At 72.8% G+C, this 16,544-nt stretch carries 14 protein-coding genes; 6 read left to right on the forward strand and 8 right to left on the reverse strand.

Going from position 1 to position 16,544, the window contains the following annotated elements:
• The first annotated feature begins 565 nt into the window (after positions 1-565).
• From hutU to BN1187_RS11235, 4 genes are read left to right on the forward strand one after another with little or no spacing between them, the layout of a single operon-like run.
• On the forward strand, positions 566-2,263 hold the full coding sequence (gene hutU / locus BN1187_RS11220; protein WP_052462627.1) for a urocanate hydratase: 1,698 nt from the start codon (positions 566-568) through the stop codon (positions 2,261-2,263).
• A gap of 1 nt (position 2,264) precedes the next feature.
• A complete protein-coding gene (hutI, locus tag BN1187_RS11225) occupies positions 2,265-3,455 on the forward strand; it encodes an imidazolonepropionase (protein ID WP_040161754.1) in 1,191 nt (396 codons plus the stop codon).
• Entirely contained in the window at positions 3,442-4,446 is a 1,005-nt protein-coding gene (gene hutG / locus BN1187_RS11230) for a formimidoylglutamase (protein ID WP_040161756.1), read from the forward strand. The genes hutI and hutG overlap by 14 nt, the downstream gene beginning before the upstream one ends.
• A 33-nt stretch (positions 4,447-4,479) precedes the next feature.
• The gene (locus BN1187_RS11235) at positions 4,480-5,256 is read left to right on the forward strand and encodes an IclR family transcriptional regulator (protein ID WP_040161758.1); all 777 of its coding nucleotides are present in this window, start codon (positions 4,480-4,482) and stop codon (positions 5,254-5,256) included.
• A 105-nt stretch (positions 5,257-5,361) separates the two neighbouring features.
• Here the strand turns inward: BN1187_RS11235 and hutH are convergent, their stop codons facing one another.
• Both hutH and BN1187_RS11245 read right to left on the reverse strand, forming a co-directional pair.
• Positions 5,362-6,903, reverse strand: a complete 1,542-nt coding sequence (hutH, locus tag BN1187_RS11240; protein ID WP_040161759.1) for a histidine ammonia-lyase — start codon at positions 6,901-6,903, stop codon at positions 5,362-5,364.
• Between the two features lie 171 nt (positions 6,904-7,074).
• A complete protein-coding gene (locus BN1187_RS11245; protein WP_040161762.1) occupies positions 7,075-7,722 on the reverse strand; it encodes an MBL fold metallo-hydrolase in 648 nt (215 codons plus the stop codon).
• A gap of 125 nt (positions 7,723-7,847) precedes the next feature.
• On the opposite strand from BN1187_RS11245, the gene BN1187_RS11250 reads away from it, so the two are divergent.
• Positions 7,848-8,294: a VOC family protein gene (locus BN1187_RS11250; RefSeq protein ID WP_040161764.1), complete on the forward strand. Its 447-nt coding sequence runs from the start codon at positions 7,848-7,850 to the stop codon at positions 8,292-8,294.
• 27 nt (positions 8,295-8,321) lie between these two features.
• Here BN1187_RS11250 and BN1187_RS11255 read toward each other — a convergent pair whose 3' ends face one another.
• The 3 genes from BN1187_RS11255 to BN1187_RS11265 form a co-directional block, all read right to left on the reverse strand.
• Positions 8,322-9,344, reverse strand: coding sequence for a threonine aldolase family protein (locus BN1187_RS11255; protein WP_040161766.1), 1,023 nt, complete (start codon positions 9,342-9,344; stop codon positions 8,322-8,324).
• On the reverse strand, positions 9,341-10,735 hold the full coding sequence (locus BN1187_RS11260) for a class II 3-deoxy-7-phosphoheptulonate synthase (RefSeq protein ID WP_040163104.1): 1,395 nt from the start codon (positions 10,733-10,735) through the stop codon (positions 9,341-9,343). The genes BN1187_RS11255 and BN1187_RS11260 overlap by 4 nt, the downstream gene beginning before the upstream one ends.
• Positions 10,736-10,807: 72 nt before the next feature.
• Positions 10,808-11,563 carry a lysophospholipid acyltransferase family protein gene (locus BN1187_RS11265; RefSeq protein WP_040161769.1) on the reverse strand — a complete coding sequence of 252 codons (756 nt, stop codon included), beginning with the start codon at positions 11,561-11,563 and terminating at the stop codon, positions 10,808-10,810.
• 57 nt (positions 11,564-11,620) lie between these two features.
• Here BN1187_RS11265 and BN1187_RS11270 point away from each other — a divergent pair, with 57 nt between their 5' ends.
• Positions 11,621-12,400 carry an alpha/beta hydrolase gene (locus BN1187_RS11270; protein WP_040161772.1) on the forward strand — a complete coding sequence of 260 codons (780 nt, stop codon included), beginning with the start codon at positions 11,621-11,623 and terminating at the stop codon, positions 12,398-12,400.
• 22 nt (positions 12,401-12,422) lie between these two features.
• Here BN1187_RS11270 and BN1187_RS11275 read toward each other — a convergent pair whose 3' ends face one another.
• The 3 genes from BN1187_RS11275 to BN1187_RS11285 form a co-directional block, all read right to left on the reverse strand.
• Positions 12,423-13,493 carry a hypothetical protein gene (locus BN1187_RS11275; RefSeq protein ID WP_040161776.1) on the reverse strand — a complete coding sequence of 357 codons (1,071 nt, stop codon included), beginning with the start codon at positions 13,491-13,493 and terminating at the stop codon, positions 12,423-12,425.
• A gap of 114 nt (positions 13,494-13,607) precedes the next feature.
• The gene (locus BN1187_RS11280) at positions 13,608-14,675 is read right to left on the reverse strand and encodes a C40 family peptidase (protein ID WP_040161778.1); all 1,068 of its coding nucleotides are present in this window, start codon (positions 14,673-14,675) and stop codon (positions 13,608-13,610) included.
• Between the two features lie 511 nt (positions 14,676-15,186).
• A complete protein-coding gene (locus BN1187_RS11285) occupies positions 15,187-16,386 on the reverse strand; it encodes a C40 family peptidase (protein ID WP_157754772.1) in 1,200 nt (399 codons plus the stop codon).
• Positions 16,387-16,544 lie beyond the last annotated feature (158 nt).

The following is a 16,544-nucleotide window of genomic DNA, read 5'->3' on the forward strand; positions in this document are numbered from 1 at the left end:
GTGCCCAGCCTGCCACCGTGGCCGTTGGCGCGGGGCTACCTGGCGATGTCCGATGTCCGATGTCCGGGGCGTGATGGCCGCGGTGCGCGTCCGTCGTACTGAGTCCCTCCCGCGCGCCACTCTGGGCTTTCGCTCCCACGCCTCTCGGCTTTCGCGTCGGCGCCTCTGGGCTTTCCCTCCCGCGTCTGCCCTTTCCTCCCGCGGCCTCTGGGCATTTCCCTCCCGCAGCCTCTGTGCATTGTTCCCGTCCCGCACCTCGCGGACTCGCGGTCATAACGGGATTATCCTGCCCCCAGCGCGAAACCGCGTTCCGTGCATACCGCTGCGACAACGCCCTTTGCCGACCGGAGCATTTTTGGCCATGCGCTAGTGGCAGGATAATCCCGTTATGACCGGAAGACCGCTGGCCCAAAAAGCCCGGTCATCGGACAGGGCGCTCCTCTGACGCTGAAGCGGCACGTCGCGCGGCTCCAGCCGCGCACCCGTCTCGGATCCGAGACTCGCCGACGACATCGTCTCCAGCTGCCCCACCTGCGGCGATGCTGGTGGCGACGAAGGAGGAACCATGGGCAAGACGACGATGTCCGACGCCCTCACCGGACGAGGACCCCGCGAGATCCACGCGCCGCACGGGCTCGAGCTGCACACGCTGGGGTGGCAGCAGGAGGGCGCGCTGCGGATGCTGATGAACAATCTCGACCCCGAGAACGCCGAGCACCCCGACGCGCTCGTCGTCTACGGCGGCAGCGGACGCGCGGCGCGCAGCTGGGACGCGTTCGACGCGATCGTCCGGACGCTGCGGACGCTGAAGAACGACGAGACGTTGCTCGTGCAGTCGGGCAAGCCGGTCGGGGTGTTCCGCACGCACGAGTGGGCTCCGCGGGTGCTGCTGGCGAACTCGAACCTGGTCGGCGACTGGGCCACCTGGGAACACTTCCGCGAGCTCGAGGCCAAGGGCCTGATGATGTACGGCCAGATGACGGCCGGCTCGTGGATCTACATCGGCTCCCAAGGGATCCTGCAGGGCACGTACGAAACGTTCGCCGCGGTCGCCGACAAGCGCTTCGGCGGCAGCCTGGCCGGCACGATCACCCTGACCGCGGGGCTCGGCGGCATGGGCGGGGCGCAGCCGCCGGCGGTCACCATGAACGACGGCGTCGCGATCTGCGTCGAGTGCGACCCGTCCCGCATCGAGCGCCGGATCGCGCACCGCTACTGCGACGTCGCCGCCGACGACCTCGACGACGCTATCCGGCTGGCCAACGAGGCAAAGGCCGCCCGTCAACCGCTGTCGATCGCGCTGCTGGGCAACGCCGCCGAGGTCGTCCCGGCGCTGCTCGAGCGGCATCGCGCGGGCGACATCACGATCGACGTCGTGACCGACCAGACGTCCGCCCACGACCCGCTCGCCTATCTGCCGCTCGGCTACTCCGTCGAACAGATGGCTCAGCGCGCCGCGGACGACCCTGCCCGCTTCACCCAGGACGCCCGGGCGTCCATGGCGCGGCACGTCCGGGCGATGGTGGAGTTCGCGGACGCCGGCGCCGAGGTCTTCGACTACGGCAACTCCATCCGTGACGAGGCCCGCAAGGGCGGTTACGACCGGGCGTTCGCGTTTCCGGGCTTCGTGCCGGCCTACATCCGCGGCCTGTTCGAGGAGGGCAAGGGGCCGTTCCGCTGGGCCGCCCTGTCCGGCGATCCCGAGGACATCCGCAAGACCGATGCCGCGATCCTGGAACTCTTCGGCGAGGACGACCACCTGCGCCGGTGGATCGAATTGGCCGGGGAGCGCGTCCATTTCCAGGGCCTGCCCGCCCGCATCTGCTGGCTCGGCTACGGCCAGCGGCACCGGGCCGGGCTCCGGTTCAACGAGATGGTGGCCGCCGGCGAGATCGGACCCCTCGCGATCGGGCGCGACCACCTCGACGCGGGCTCGGTGGCGTCCCCCTACCGCGAGACCGAGGCGATGGCCGACGGCAGCGACGCGGTCGCGGACTGGCCGCTGTTGAATGCCCTGCTCAACACCGCGTCCGGGGCGAGCTGGGTGTCGATCCACCACGGCGGCGGGGTGGGCATGGGCCGCTCGATCCACGCCGGCCAGGTGTGCATCGTCGACGGCACCGAGCTCGCCGCGCAGAAGGTGGAGCGCGTCCTCACCAACGACCCGGGCACGGGCGTCATGCGGCACGTGGACGCCGGCTACGAGCACGCCGCCGAGGTGGCGCGCGAGCGCGGCGTCCGCATCCCGATGCGGGAGGGCTGAGATGGACGCCGCCCCGGCGCTGCTCGTCGACAACATCGGCCACCTGGTCACCAACGACCCGGCGCTGGGCCGCGGACGCCTCGGCGTGCTGACCGACGCGGCGATCGTCGTCCAGGACGGCCGGGTGGCGTGGGTCGGCGCGGCGTCCGAGGCTCGGGGCAACCCGGCGGACGGCCGGACCGACGCCGGCGGGCGCGCGGTCGTCCCGGGTTTCGTCGAGTCGCACAGCCACCTCGTGTTCGCCGGGGAGCGCGCGGAGGAGTTCGCCGCCCGCATGGCCGGGCAGGCGTACGCGGCCGGCGGCATCCGGACGACGCTGGCGCACACCAGGGCCGCGTCCGACGCGCAGCTGACCGCCAACGTCGACCGGCTGGTCGCCGAATACCTCGCCCAGGGCACCACGACGGTGGAGTGCAAATCCGGCTACGGCCAGACCGTGCGCGACGAGGAGCGCTCGGTGCGCATCGCCGCCGGCCACGCGGACGAGGCGACGCTGCTGGCCGCGCACGTCCTGCCCCCGGAGTTCGCCGGCCGGCCGGACGACTACGTGGCGATGGTGATCGACGAGATGATCCCGGCCTGTGCGCCGCACGCGCGCTGGATCGACGTGTTCTGCGAGCGGGACGCCTTCGACGAGGACCAGTCCCGCGCCGTCCTGTCCACCGGGAAGGCGGCAGGGCTCGGCGTCCGGGTGCACGGGAACCAGCTGACCCAGGGACCGGGCGTGCGGCTGGCCGTCGAGCTCGACGCGGCGTCCGTCGACCACGTCTGCCACACCGACGCCGCCGACATCGAGGCGCTGGCCTCCTCCGACACGGTCGCGACGCTGCTGCCGGGCGCCGACTTCTCCACCCGCAACCGCTACCCGGACGCCCGCGCTCTGCTGGACGCCGGCGTCACCGTGGCGCTGGGCGCGGACTGCAACCCCGGGACGTCCTACACGACGTCGCTGCCGTTCTGCATCGCCGTGGCCGTCCGCGACCTGGGGATGACGCCCGACGAGGCGCTCTGGTCCGCGACCGCCGGCGGGGCGCGGGCGCTGCGCCGCGACGACGTGGGGGTGCTCCGCCCGGGCGCGTCGGCCGACCTGGCACTGCTGGACGCCCCGACGCACCTGCACCTGGCGTACCGGCCGGGGGTCCCGCTGGTGCGCGCCGCGATGAAGGAGGGACGCTGGCATGGCCGGCCCTGACGACCGCTACCCCGCCGTAGCCACCCACGACGCCGCGACCGACCGCCCGCCGAGCGCCTGGTCGGGACGCGACGACGGACCCGGCCCCGAGCACGCCCGCTGGCACACCGTGATGACGGGCTGGCCGCCGGAGCCCCGCCTCGAGCGGGCGGACGCCGTGCTGATCGGGTTCGCGTCCGACGAAGGAGTGCGGCGCAACGGCGGACGCGTGGGCGCCGCGGAGGGTCCGGAGGCGCTGCGCGGCGGGCTGGCCTCGCTGGCCGATCCCGGGCTGGCTCTCGCGGACGCCGGGGACGTCGTCGTCGCCGACGGCGACCTCGAGGCCGGCCAGGCGCGCCTCGGAGCAGTGGTGGCGCGCGTGCTCGAGGCCGGCTCGCTCCCGGTGGTGCTGGGCGGCGGGCACGCCGTGGCCTACGGCAGCTACCGGGGGTGGGCGGCCCACCTCGCGGGGAGGCCCGGCGAGCGGTGGGGCGTCCTCAACATCGACGCCCACTTCGACCTGCGCGCCGACGAGCTGCCCAGCTCCGGCACCCCCTTCCTGCAAATGGCATCCGCGGAGGCCGCCGCCGGGCGCGACGTCCGCTACGCCGTCGTCGGCATCAGCCGCGCCAACAACACCCGGGTCCTCTTCGACGCCGCCGCCGCGCTCGGCGTCCCCTTCCTCGAGGACGACTCCTGCACGCCCGACGCGGTCCGCGCCTTCCTCACGCCCCTGCTGGCGGACGTCGACCGGCTGCACCTGAGCATCGACCTGGACGCCCTGCCCGCCTGCGTGGCGCCCGGCGTCAGCGCGCCGGCCGGCTTCGGCATCGGCCTGGACGCAGTCCGCGCGGCCGTGCGCGCGGTGGCGGCGTCCGGCAAGCTCGGGCTGCTGGAGGTGGCGGAGCTGAACCCGCGCTTCGACGTGGACGCCCGCACCGCGCGCACGGCGGCACGGCTGATCGACGAGGCCCTGCGCACACACGCCGCGGCGAACGCACGACCGTCCTGACGCCTGGCCGGCCCGCGCTGCTACCGTCGGGCGATGGCCGAGTCGAGCGCATCACCCGCGGTGGGACGCGCCCTCGACGTGCTGACCTACCTGGCCGAACGCACCGGCACCGTGCCCGCGGCCACGCTCGCCCGCGACCTGGGCCTGCCCCGCTCGAGCCTCTACCACCTGCTCACCGCGCTGACCGAGCGCGGGTTCGTGCTCCACGTCCCCGAGGCGCGCGGCTACGCGCTCGGCGCGGCAGCGTACCGGCTGGCGAGTTCCTTCACCGGGCACGAGCAGCTCGAGCGGACCGCCCGTCCGGTGCTGACGCGCATCGCGGCTCGGCACGAGATCGTGGTGCACCTGGGCATCCTGCGCGGCGCGAACACGCTGTACCTCGCCAAGGAACACCCGCCGCGCGAGTCCGACCTGGAACCCACGCTGGTCACCGAGATCGGGGTCCTGCTGCCGGCGCACCTGACCGCGAACGGACGCGCGATCCTCGCCCAGCTCGGCCCGGCGACCGTGCGGGCGCTGTTTGCCCGGCCGGCGGACTTCACGTCACGCACCGGACGCGGCCCGCGGTCGGCCGCCGAGCTGCTGGCCGAGTTGGAGGCCGAACGCCGGCGCGGCTGGTCGGAGGAGGTCGAGCTCGTCACCCCGGGGCTGCGCTCGGCGGGCGCCCCGGTGTTCGACCTGCACGGCCAGGCGATCGCGGCCGTGAGCTGCACCTGGCGCTCCCGCGTCGCGCTGCGTGAGCCCGGCCCGCTGGTGGACGCCGTGGTCGCCGGTGCGCAGGAGATCACCCGGCGTTTGCAGGGGCGTTGACCCCACGTCCGACTCCCACGGACGGCCGGGGGTCGTCCTCCGCGATCAACGTCCTGCCCGCGCTGCTGGACCGACTCCCACGGACGTCCGGGGTTGCCCAGCGACTTACAGCAGCGGACCGGTGACGCTCTCGGCGGCCTCGACGAGCGCGCCGGACTTCACCAGCTCGACGACCGCCTCGATCTCCGGGGACAGGAACCGGTCTGGCCCGGGCCCGGCGACCACCTCCCGGATCCGGTCGCGCACGGCCGCGGTGGCGTCGGCGGGCGACGACGCGCGCAGGTCGAGCCCGCGGGCGGCGGTCAGGGCCTCGCCCGCCAGCACGCGGGCCAGCCCGTCGATCGCGCGGCGCAGCTTGCGCGCGGCGTGCCAGCCGAGCGAGACGTGGTCCTCCTGCATCGCCGAGCTGGGGATCGAGTCAACGGACGCCGGGACGGCCAGCCGCTTCAGCTCGGCGACGACCCCGGCCTGCATGTACTGCAGGATCATGTGGCCCGAGTCGACGCCCGGGTCGTCGGCGAGGAACGGAGGCAGCCCGTGGCTGCGCTTCACGTCGAGGAAGCGGTCGGTGCGCCGCTCGCTCATCGACGCCAGGTCGGCGACCGCGATCGCCAGGAAGTCGAGCGCGTACGCGACCGGCGCGCCGTGGAAGTTCCCGTTGCTCTCCACCCGGCCGTCGAGCGTGACCACGGGGTTGTCGATCGCGGACGCCAGCTCGTTCGCGGCGACGCGGCGGGCGTGCTCGAGCGTGTCGCGTCCGGCGCCGGCGACCGCGGGGGCGCAGCGCAGCGAGTAGGCGTCCTGAACGATCGGGCCGTCCGGGCCCTCGTGGCTCTCCACCAGCGGCGACCCCTGCAGCAGCAGCCTCATGTTCGCCGCGGCGGCCGCCTGACCGGGCTGCGGACGCAGCGCCGCGAGGTCCTCGGCGAAGACCCGGTCGGTGCCGAGCAGCCCCTCCACCGAGAGTGCCGCCGTGATGTCGGCGGTGGTGAAGAGCATCCCGAGGTCGTGGCACGCGAGCACGAGCATGCCGAGCATGCCGTCGGTGCCGTTGATGAGGGCCAGCCCCTCCTTCTCGGCGAGCACGACCGGCTCGATCCCGGCCTCGGCCAGCGCCTCGCGGGACGGCCGGCGCTCGCCGCGGGCGTCCCGGACGTAGCCCTCCCCCATCAGCGCCAGCGCGCAGTGCGCCAGCGGCGCGAGATCGCCCGAGCAGCCCAGCGACCCGTACTCGTGCACGACGGGGGTGATCCCCGCGTTCAGCATCGCCGCGTACGTCTCGACGACCACCGGACGGACGCCGGTGCGCCCGGTCGCCAGGGTCGACAGGCGCAGCAGCATGAGCGCGCGGACGACCTCGCGCTCCACCTCCAGCCCGGAGCCCGCGGCGTGCGACCGGATCAGCCCCTGCTGCAGCTGGGTGCGCCGGTCCGCGGGAATGTGCCGGGTGGCCAGCGCGCCGAAACCGGTCGACACCCCGTAGACGGGACGGTCGGACGCGGCGAGCGCCTCGATGTGCCGGCGGGTGCCGGCCACGGCGTCCATCGCCTCGGCGCTGACGCGGACCGGGGCGTCGTGCCGGGCGACGGCGACGACGTCGGATGAAGAGACGGGCCCGATGCCCACCTCGACGGGTGCTGCGACCATGGGGGTTCCTGACTGTACGACCGTGCGTGCGGCGCCTTACGGCGTGCGCGCCAACGTGGCGGCGACAACGCCGGACAGGGGCCGGAACCGCACGCTCGGCGCACCCGTCGCCCGCACACTACCCGGCGGCGGGAGCGCCGACGAATCGGCGCCCGTGGCCGCCCCCTCGGGTCAGTCGAGGGCCGGCGTCCAGGGCTCGCCGGAGGTGAGGTCGTGCCAGTCCAGGTCGGTCAGCTTGTCGATGTTGGTCCCGATCAGCCCGAGCCCGCGCTCGTTCAGCAGCGCCTCGTGGATCGGGAAGCCGAGCGGCGCGCCGAGTTCCCGGACGAAGTCAACATGCTCCTTCAGCGCGGCCCACGGCCCCATCGCCGGGAGCGCCAGCACGTCGACGCCCCGAGGCACGGTCGCCAGGGAGTCGCCGGGATGGAACAGGGTGGGCTCGCCCTCGCAGCTCAGCACCAGGCCGACGTTCCCGACGCGCGGGATGTCGCGGTGGATCACCGCGTGCAGTCCGCCGACGGCGTCCACGTGCACCGAACCGAGATCGATGGAGGTGTCCGCGGCGAGGGGCTCGGCCCGCTCCAGCGGCACCTTCTCGGTGACCGACGGCTCGACGTACACGAGCGCCTGCGGGTTGTCGGCGAGCAGGCCGGGGACGCGCTCGGGGTCGATGTGGTCGGGGTGCTGGTGGGTCACGAGGACGGCGTCCAGGTCGGTCAGCCCGTGCCAACCGTCGCTGAACGCGCCCGGATCGAAGAGGATGCGCTTGCCGTCCACCTCGACGAGGACGGCCGCGTGCCCCAGATGCGTGATCTTCATGCCCCCAGTCTCACCCCGCCCGTCCCCTGTGACCAGCGGTTCGCCCGCCCGACACCCGCGCGGTCTGGTCCCTGGGCCCGGCAGGTGGTGGACTGAGGCACGACCACCGACGAGGGGAGCGACGAATGACCAGGCTGCGCGAGGTTCAGGTGACGATCGACTGCGCCGATGTGGACGCCCAGGCGACGTTCTGGTGCGAGGTGCTCGGCTACCGCCTCGAGCCGCCGCCCGGGGAGTTCGCCAGCTGGGACGACGCGCTCGACGCGTGGGGCGTCCCGGAGTCGGAGCGGCACACGCGCAGCGCCGCCGTCCCGCCGGAGGGCGAGCCCGGCCCGCGGTTGTTCTTCCAGGCTGTCCCGGAGCCGAAGACGGCCAAGAACCGCCTGCATCTGGACGTCCGCGCAGCCCCCGGGCTACGCGGCGAGGAGCGGATGGCGACCCTGCAGGCCGAGTCCGATCGGCTCGTCGCGCTGGGAGCCCGCCAGGTGCGCCGCGTCGAGGCCGATGACGCCATGGAGGCGGGGTTCATCTGGATGGAGGACCCCGAGGGCAACGAGTTCTGCCTCGACTGAGGACGGCCGAGCCGTCCCGGCCCCGGATCAGTCCTCGGCGAGGAGGCGGCCGACGATCTCGCCGGCGCGCTCGCAGTCGCCGCGGTTGACGTCCAGGTGCGTCACGGCTCGCACGCGGCGCCCGCCGACCACGGACAGCGCCACCCCCTGCTCGGCCGCCCGCGCGACGACCTCGGTGGCCGGACGTCCGCCGGTGGGCACAACGACGATGTTGGTCTGCGGCGCGGCGGGAGCCTCGGGGGCGTACCGCGCGACAGCCTCGGCGAACACGCCGGCCGCGGCGTGGTCGTCGCTGAGCCGGTCGATGTGGTGATCCAACGCATAGGACGCCGCGGCCGCCAGCCCGCCGGCCTGCCGCCAGCCCGCGCCCAGGCGCTTGCGCTGGACGCGGCAGCGGGCGATCGTCTCTGCCGAGCCGAGCAGCATCGAGCCGACGGGGGCGCCGAGGCCCTTGCTGAAGCAGACGCTGACGGTGTCGAACAGCGCGCCGTACTCGGCGAAATCCACCCCGGTGGCGACGGCGGCGTTCCAGATGCGGGCGCCGTCGAGGTGCAGGCCGACGCCGGCGTCCCGGCACAGCCGCGAGACCGCGCGCAGGTGCTCGAGCGGCTGAATCGTGCCGCCGCCGAAGTTGTGGGTGTTCTCCAGCTCGACCGCGCCGGTCGAGACGAGGTAGGGGCCGGCGTCCGGGCTGAGCAACTGCTCGATCTGGGCGAGCTCGGCGACGCCGTCGTCGGTGACCCAGGTGCGCATGGTGACGCCGGCGTTGGCGGCGTGCGCGCCCATCTCGGCTCGGGCGATGTGCGCGCCCGCGTCGCAGAGCACCTCCTGGCCGGGCTCGACCAGCGACCACACGCCGAGCTGGTTCGACAGCGAGCCGCTCACGCAGAACAGTCCCGCCTCGAGCCCGAACTGGGCGGCCACCCGCTGCTCCAGCGCGTTGACCGTCGGGTCCTCGGCGTAGACGTCGTCGCCCAGCGCCGCGGCCGCCATGGCCTCCACCATGCCCGGCGTGGGTCGGGTGACGGTGTCGCTGCGCAGGTCGATCACGCGAGCTCGACCGCCTCGAACGCCTGCACCGGGTTGCTTCCGCGCTTGATGCGGTCGTTGTTGAGCCGCTCGGCCACGTAGAAGGCCAGCTCGAGCGACTGGTTGCGGTTGAGGCGCGGATCGCAGGCGGTCTCGTAGCGGTTCGAGAGGTCCTGCTCGGCGAGGTCATCGACGCCGCCGACGCACTCGGTGACGTCGCTACCGGTCAGCTCGATGTGGATGCCGCCGGGCCACGTGCCGAGCTGCTCGTGCACGTCGAAGAAGCCGTTGACCTCCTCCAGCACCTGGTCGAACGCGCGGGTCTTGAAGCCGTTCGACGTCGAGAACGTGTTCCCGTGCATCGGATCACACACCCACACGACCTCGTGGCCGGACGCCTCGACGCCCTCGATGATCGCCGGCAGCGCGTCGCGCACCTTGCCGGCGCCCATCCGGGCGATCACGGTCAGGCGTCCGGGCTCGTGGTCGGCGTCCAGCGCGTCGGCGAGCGCCACGACGTCCTCCGGCGCGGCCTTCGGGCCGACCTTGAGGCCCAGCGGGTTGCGCAACCGGCGCAGCAGGTCGATGTGCGCGCCGTCCAGCTGGCGGGTGCGCTCGCCGATCCACAGCATGTGCCCGGAGGTTCCGTACGGCAGGCCGGTGCGCGAGTCGATGCGGGTCAGCGCCTGCTCGTACTCCATCAGAAGCGCCTCGTGCGAAGCGTAGAAGTCGATCGTGTGGAACGCCTCGTCGTCCACGCCGCAGGCGACCATGAACGCCAGCGCCCGCTCGATCTCGGCCGACAGCGCCTCGTAGCGCGCCTCCACGTTGGAGTTGCGGACGAACGCCGAGTTCCACGAGTGCAGGCTGCGCAGGTCGGCGAAACCGCCCTGAACGAACGCCCGGACGAGGTTCAACGTCGCGGCCGACATGTTGTACACCTCGACGAGCCGCTTCGGATCGTGCACGCGGTCCTCGGGGGTGAACGCGAGCCCGTTGACCGCGTCACCGCGGTACGACGGCAGCGTCACGTCGTCGCGGGTCTCGGTGTCGCTGCTGCGCGGCTTCGCGTACTGGCCGGCGATACGTCCCACCTTCACCACCGGCACCTGCGCCGCATACTGCAGCACCATCGCCATCGACAGCTGCACGCGCAGCGTGTCGCGGATGGAGGCCGCACGGACGTTGCTGAACGTCTCCGCGCAGTCGCCCGCCTGCAGCAGGAACGCGCGTCCCGCGGACGCCTCCGCGAGGCGGCTCTTCAGCGCGTCCGCCTCGCCCGCGAAGACCAGCGGTGGGCGGCGGCGCAGCTCCGCGACGACGCGCCCGACCGCCGCGGCGTCCGGGTAGGTGGGCTGCTGGGCGGCGCCGATGGAACGGAGGTGCTCGAGCGTGGGGATCAGGTCAGACACGCGCGACACTTTACGCGAGCCGTCCGGCCCGGGCCGGGCTGTTCATCTCGCAGCGGACGGCCGCGGCGCTCCTCAGGACTGCGCGGGCGGCTCGGGCGCCGGTTTGCCATCCCCCGGACGCTCCTTGATGCGGCGGTCGGCCTCCTCGGCGCTCATGCTGCCGTACTTCACCGACGTCCCATAGGCGTCGACGTAGGTCAGGTCGCCGAGCTCCTGGATCGCGGCCATCACCTCGTCCGTGACCCAGCGGATGACGGCGCGGTCGTCCTCGGCGCCGTCGTAGCGGGAGAAGTCCAGCGGCTTCCCGACGCGGACGACGGGGTGGTCGGCCCACGGAATGCCCAGCACCTTGCGCGACACCTCGGAGCCGACCATGGCGATGGGGATAACCGGGACCCGCGCGGCCAGCGCCATGCGCGCCACCCCCGTCTTGCCCTTGTAGAGGCGGCCGTCGGGCGACCGGGTTCCCTCGGGGTAGATGCCGACGAGGTGGCCCTCCTGCAGCACCTCCAGCACCGGCTCCATGCCGGCCATGGACGCTCGGCCACCCGACCGGTCGAGCGGCACCTGCCCGATCGCCTTCAGGAACCACGCGATGACCTTCGAGAGGAAGCCGCGGTTTCCCGCGAACAGCTCGGCCTTGGCGGGGAACGTGACGCGTCGCTTCATGAGCGCGGGCATCACCAGGGTGTCCAGCGCCGAGACGTGGTTGCTGGCGAGTACCGCCCCTCCGTGCCGCGGGACGTTCTCCAGCCCCTCGACGCGGGAATGCCAGCCCAACGTCACGACCGGCCGGACAAGGACGAACTTGAAGAACCAGTACCACACTGGCGACCACCTCCTAGAGCGGGACAACACTACAAACCAACCCCCTAGCATGTCGCCATGGCACTCAAAGACTCCGCCCAGCCGTTCCACCAGCCCGGCGACGACACCGGCGTCCTCTTCCTCCACGGGTTCACCGGCAGCCCGCACGCCATGCGCGCGTGGGCGGAGCGGACGGCCGAGGCGGGACACACGGTCGCGGTCCCCCGGCTGCCCGGCCACGGCACCACGTGGCAGGAGCTGGCCCGCACCGACTGGATCGACTGGTACGCGACCGCCGAGCGGGAGTTCCTGACGCTCACGCGGTCGTGCGCGCGGGTGTTCGTCGCGGCGCTGTCGATGGGCGGTGCGCTGGCCCTGCGGTTGGCCGAACGCCACCCCGACCTCATCTCCGGGCTGTTGCTCGTCAACCCGGCGCTGACGTCGGCGAACCGGTTGCTGCCGCTCGCCGGGCCGCTGCACCACGTGATGAAGTCCCAGCCGGCGATCGCCAACGACATCGCCAAGCCGGGGATCTCGGAGAAGGCCTACGAACGCACGCCCGTCCGCGCCGGGCACCAGCTCAACCTGTTGTGGAACGACGTCCGGCCCTACCTCGACCTGGTGACCGCGCCGATCCTGCTGTTCCGCTCGGCGATCGACCACGTCGTGCCACCGTCGTCCGCGGAGCTGATCCGGCGGCAGACGTCCTCGATGGAGATCGACGAGGTGACGCTGCTGAACAGCTTCCACGTGGCGACCCTCGACTGGGACGCCGACCTGATCGCCGAGCGCTCGCTGGACTTCATCGCCGGCCATCCCGCCCGCCGGGAGGACGCCCAGCCGAGCGCCGCCTGGTAGCCCGCGACAAGAGGCGGCGCGATCAGCCCAGCGCGGCCCGGTAGGCCCCCAGCGGGTCGCGCGGCTCGGGACGCCGCGTCGGCTCGGCGATCCAGGCCAGCGTCGCGGCCCGGCCGTCGCGGGCGATGAGAGCTTCGACGGCCACCTCGGCCAGCGCGTAGGCGGTCTCGCCGTCTACGCCGGGGGCGGCGAGTTCCTCGGGCGTGGGAAGCGCTGCCGGCACGCCGCGCGACACGCGGCGGCGTACCAGTTCGGCGTTGCGGGCGGACTGCGCGCGGTCGAGCTCGGTGCCGACGGACTCGGCCAACCCCTCCACCGCCCACAGCGGCGCGGGCGAGCCCGCAGATCGCGTCGCGACGTGGACGCCCTCGTGCGCCAGCAACCCGGCCCGCGCGTCCGGGCGCACGGAGGTCACGTTGACCACGATGCGAGGCGGCCCCGAGGAGCTCGCCACGGTCGTCGCCGCCGTGCCGGCCGCCTCCTCCAGCGGACGCCCGGTCGCTCGCGCCATCGCGGCGGCGTCCGCGGGCAAAACGAGGGACAGCGCCCCGTCCCAGCCCGGTGCGTCCAGCCGCGCGGAGACGTGCCGCGCCGCCCGGTCGGCGGCCGACGACCAGCCCGCCACGACGTCCCGGGGCACCCGGGTCGAGGCGAGCGTCCCGCCGCGCACCCCCGGCGTGAACGTGACCTCATCGCCCAGCCACAGCGGCGTGACGCCCTTCCCGCGCAGCGCGCCGATGGCACCATCCGAGGCCACGAGCACCGCGAGCCGCTCCCCCGCTGGCACGGCCTCGCCGGGGCTGGCCCAGCGCACCTCGAGCTCCGGCCCGGCGGCGACGATGTCCGCCACGGGCATCGCCCGCCAGTTGCGCCACAGGCGCGCGCCCAGGGCCGCCATGGGACCGGCGGTGAAGCCGCGGGCGAACCTGGCCTCGTCCCCTGAGCGCAGCGCGGCGACCAGCGCCGCGGCGAGGGCACGCGCCCGCTCGTCCGACGGCGCCCCGAGCGAGGAGCCGCCGGTCGACGCCGTGGCATCGACCCCGCGGCCGCTTCCGCCTGACGGGACGGCCGGCCGCCCGGTCGCAGCAGTCACCGAAGCGCCCCATGGCGCCCCTCGCCCGGGTCCCGAGGCACAGCCGCCCAGGACGACGAGCGCCGCCGCCCCCAGCAGGGAGCGGCGGCGCACAGGTCCGTCGATCAAGCGGCGTCAGCCGACGATGCGGCGGGCGGTGTTGAACTTGGCCGGGTAGGCGGCGAACTTCTGCAGCACGATGTCGACGCGGGTGTTGCGCGCGTGGACGATGTAGCCGCTGCCGGCATACATGGCCACGTGGCTGATCGGGCTGTAGTAGAAGATCAGGTCGCCGGGCTTCATGGCGTAGCGGGAGACCCAGCGGCCGCGCCTGGCCTGGACGCGCGAGGAGTGCGGCAGGCCCACGCCGATCTGGCGGTAGGAGGCCAGCATGAGGCCGGAGCAGTCGAAGCGCCACGGGCCGGTCGCGCCCCAGACGTACTGGCTCTTGCCGACGCGGGACAGGGCGTAGGAAACAACCTTGCGCATCCGGGCGTCCTTGATGTTGCTGGCGATGCTCAGCGACTGGGCGCCGGTGGCCTGGGCGGCACCGGCCAGCTGATCGGCCTGGACGCCGCCCTGCGCGGCGACCTTCGCGGCGTCGGCGATCGCGGCCTGCTGCTCGGACGCGGTGGCCTCGGACCGAGCGCGCTCGGTGGCCGCCTCGTCCTCGAGGACCTTCTGGTTCTCGGGCGAGAGGCTGTTGAGCAGGCTGTCGCCCTCGGCGGCCTTCGCGTCGCCCTGGGCGGCGAGCTGGCCGAGGGTCTGCTTGGCGGCGGCGACCCCGGATGCCTGGGCGGCGGCGGCGTTGTTCAGCTGCGCCAGCTTGTCGGCCTGGACGGTGAACTCGCGGACGACCGCGGCATCGGCGCCCTTGGTGGAGAAGCGGGAGACGGCGGCCGCGACCGCGGCCTTTGCCTTGGCGTCGACCTTCGCGACCTCGGCCTGCTGGGCGGCGGCCTGCTTGCGGGCGACATTGAGGCGGGCGGTCGCGTTGTCGACCTTGATGGCCTGCTCGGCGTAGTTCTCTTCGATCGCCTTGGACTCACCCTCGATACGGGCGATGTCGGCCTTCACCTTCTCGATGGAGGGGGCCGGGGCGGGGGCGGCGACGGCCTCGGGCGACGAGAACCCGGTGATCGACAGGGCGGAGGTCAGGGAGACGACGGCGGCGGAAACCAGGAACTTACGGCTGCGGGACACGAGTAGTCACGCTCCTTCAAAGGACAAGGGATGTGGTCAAGCGGGAGTTCGGACATCCGCAGTTTCAGGACGCACAGCGCGGGGAAGCTGAAGGTTCCTGGGACGTTCCTGAGAAAGAGTAAGCGAATCTCTCAACAAAATCGAGCCCGATGCGGAAGTTGACAGCACTTTGCCGAACGAAGCGGCGCCCTCCTACTCGTTTGACCTAGTCAGAGGCATTCACTTTTCGGACGAACTCTGAATGAACGGCGAGAATCGCTCAGGAAAGTTGAGAGTTCGTCTCGAAGAAGCCACACAGCGGTCTCACAGGAGGGCCCGAGGCGGCGGCGTTATCAACCTCGGGTCACACCTGATCACGCCGCGATGACGCGGCAGCTACCGCGGGGCCGGCGCCCCGGACAAGCGAAGCCCCAGCCAAGCAAAACCGCAGACAAGCAAAGCCCCCGGACAAGCAAATCCCCCGACACGCGACGGCCGGCGCCGCGTGTCGGGGGCAGATGCTGAGAAAGACTCAGAGGAAGCGACGGGCGCCGGAGAACGGGGCGGCGTAGGAATCCAGCGACTGGATCACGACGCCGACGCGCGTGTTGCGGGCGTGGACGAACATGCCGTCGCCGACGTAGATACCGACGTGGTGCACCGGGGTGTACCAGAAGATCAGGTCGCCCGGCTTGAGGTCCTGCTTGGCGACCGGGGTGCCCATGCTGAACTGGATGCGCGAGGAGTGCGGCAGCGAGACCCCGGCCGAGCGGTAGGCCATCAGGGTCAGGCCGGAGCAGTCGAAGGAGTCGGGCCCCGCGGCGGCCCACACGTACGACTTGCCGACCTGGGCGCGAGCGAAACTCACGGCCGCAGCCGCGCGAGCGCTGACCTCAGCGCTCGCGGGACGCGTCGCCGTGCTCGCGGCCGCGCCCTGGGACGTCGCCTGCGGACCCGCCTGCGGGACGGTCGCCTGCTGCGCCGCCGCCTGGCGGGCCGCCGCCTTCTGCGCCGCGGCCTGCTGGGCGGCGGCGCGCGCGGCCGCCTCGGCGGCCAGACGCTGCTGCTCCTCGACCTCGCGACGCTCCTGCTCCGCGAGTGCCGCACGCTCGGCCTGGCTCAGCTTGTTCAGCACCGCGGACGCCTGCGCGACCTTGGCCTTGGACTGGTTCGACAGGTCGGAGAGCCGCTTGGAGTTCTTCGCCTTGTTGGCGAGCTCGACGTCCGCGGCGCGGCGCAGGTCGGACAGGTTGGCCTGCTCGGCCTGGTAGCGCTGGATCAGGGCGTTGGTGTTCTCGCCCACCTTGCTGGCCGTCGAGATGCCCTTCAGGAACGAGTCGGGGTCGCCGCTGACGAAGATCTTCGTGGTGGTGTCGAGGCCCTGCTGCTGGAAGTCGGCGCGGGCGAGGTCGCGCACCTGCGCGGCCAGCGCGTCCGTCTTCTTCTGCTGCGCTGCGATGTCGGCCTTGAGGGCGTCCACCTTCTGCTGGCTCTGCTGCACCTGCAGCTTGGCCTGCATGTAGTCCTCTTCGATGCCGCTGGCCTCGACGTCGAGCCGGTCGAGCTCGGCGCGGGCGGCCGCGACGGCCTCCGTCGCCTTGGCGGCCTTCTGGCGCGCGGCCGCGACGGCGGCGGGGTCCGCATGGGCGATGGTCGGCACCGAGCCCAGGGACAGGACGGATGCCAGGGTCACGCTCGCCGCAGCGAGCAGTACCGCACGGGGTCGAGACACCCAGACTCCTTCGGGGGAAAAGCGGCGCGATGCAGCCCGATCGGGGGAGTCGATCAGGGGCGGCGAGCCGAGAACTGGTCCGCCAACAAGGATAAGGAAATCCTGAGCGGGAGCCAAGACGGGTGACCCTCCCTTCATCCGCTGTTCACGTCTGGGGA

The organism is Nigerium massiliense (genome assembly GCF_000826085.1).
Lineage (GTDB): Bacteria > Actinomycetota > Actinomycetes > Propionibacteriales > Propionibacteriaceae > Propioniciclava > Propioniciclava massiliense.

Bases quoted from the DNA above. Each gene is read 5' to 3' on its own strand.
- hutU (WP_052462627.1), top strand. From the start codon at position 566: ATGGGCAAGACGACGATGTCCGACGCCCTCACCGGACGAGGACCCCGC.
- hutI (WP_040161754.1), top strand. From the start codon at position 2,265: ATGGACGCCGCCCCGGCGCTGCTCGTCGACAACATCGGCCACCTGGTC.
- hutG (WP_040161756.1), top strand. From the start codon at position 3,442: ATGGCCGGCCCTGACGACCGCTACCCCGCCGTAGCCACCCACGACGCC.
- BN1187_RS11235 (WP_040161758.1), top strand. From the start codon at position 4,480: ATGGCCGAGTCGAGCGCATCACCCGCGGTGGGACGCGCCCTCGACGTG.
- hutH (WP_040161759.1), bottom strand. From the start codon at position 6,903: ATGGTCGCAGCACCCGTCGAGGTGGGCATCGGGCCCGTCTCTTCATCC.
- BN1187_RS11245 (WP_040161762.1), bottom strand. From the start codon at position 7,722: ATGAAGATCACGCATCTGGGGCACGCGGCCGTCCTCGTCGAGGTGGAC.
- BN1187_RS11250 (WP_040161764.1), top strand. From the start codon at position 7,848: ATGACCAGGCTGCGCGAGGTTCAGGTGACGATCGACTGCGCCGATGTG.
- BN1187_RS11270 (WP_040161772.1), top strand. From the start codon at position 11,621: ATGGCACTCAAAGACTCCGCCCAGCCGTTCCACCAGCCCGGCGACGAC.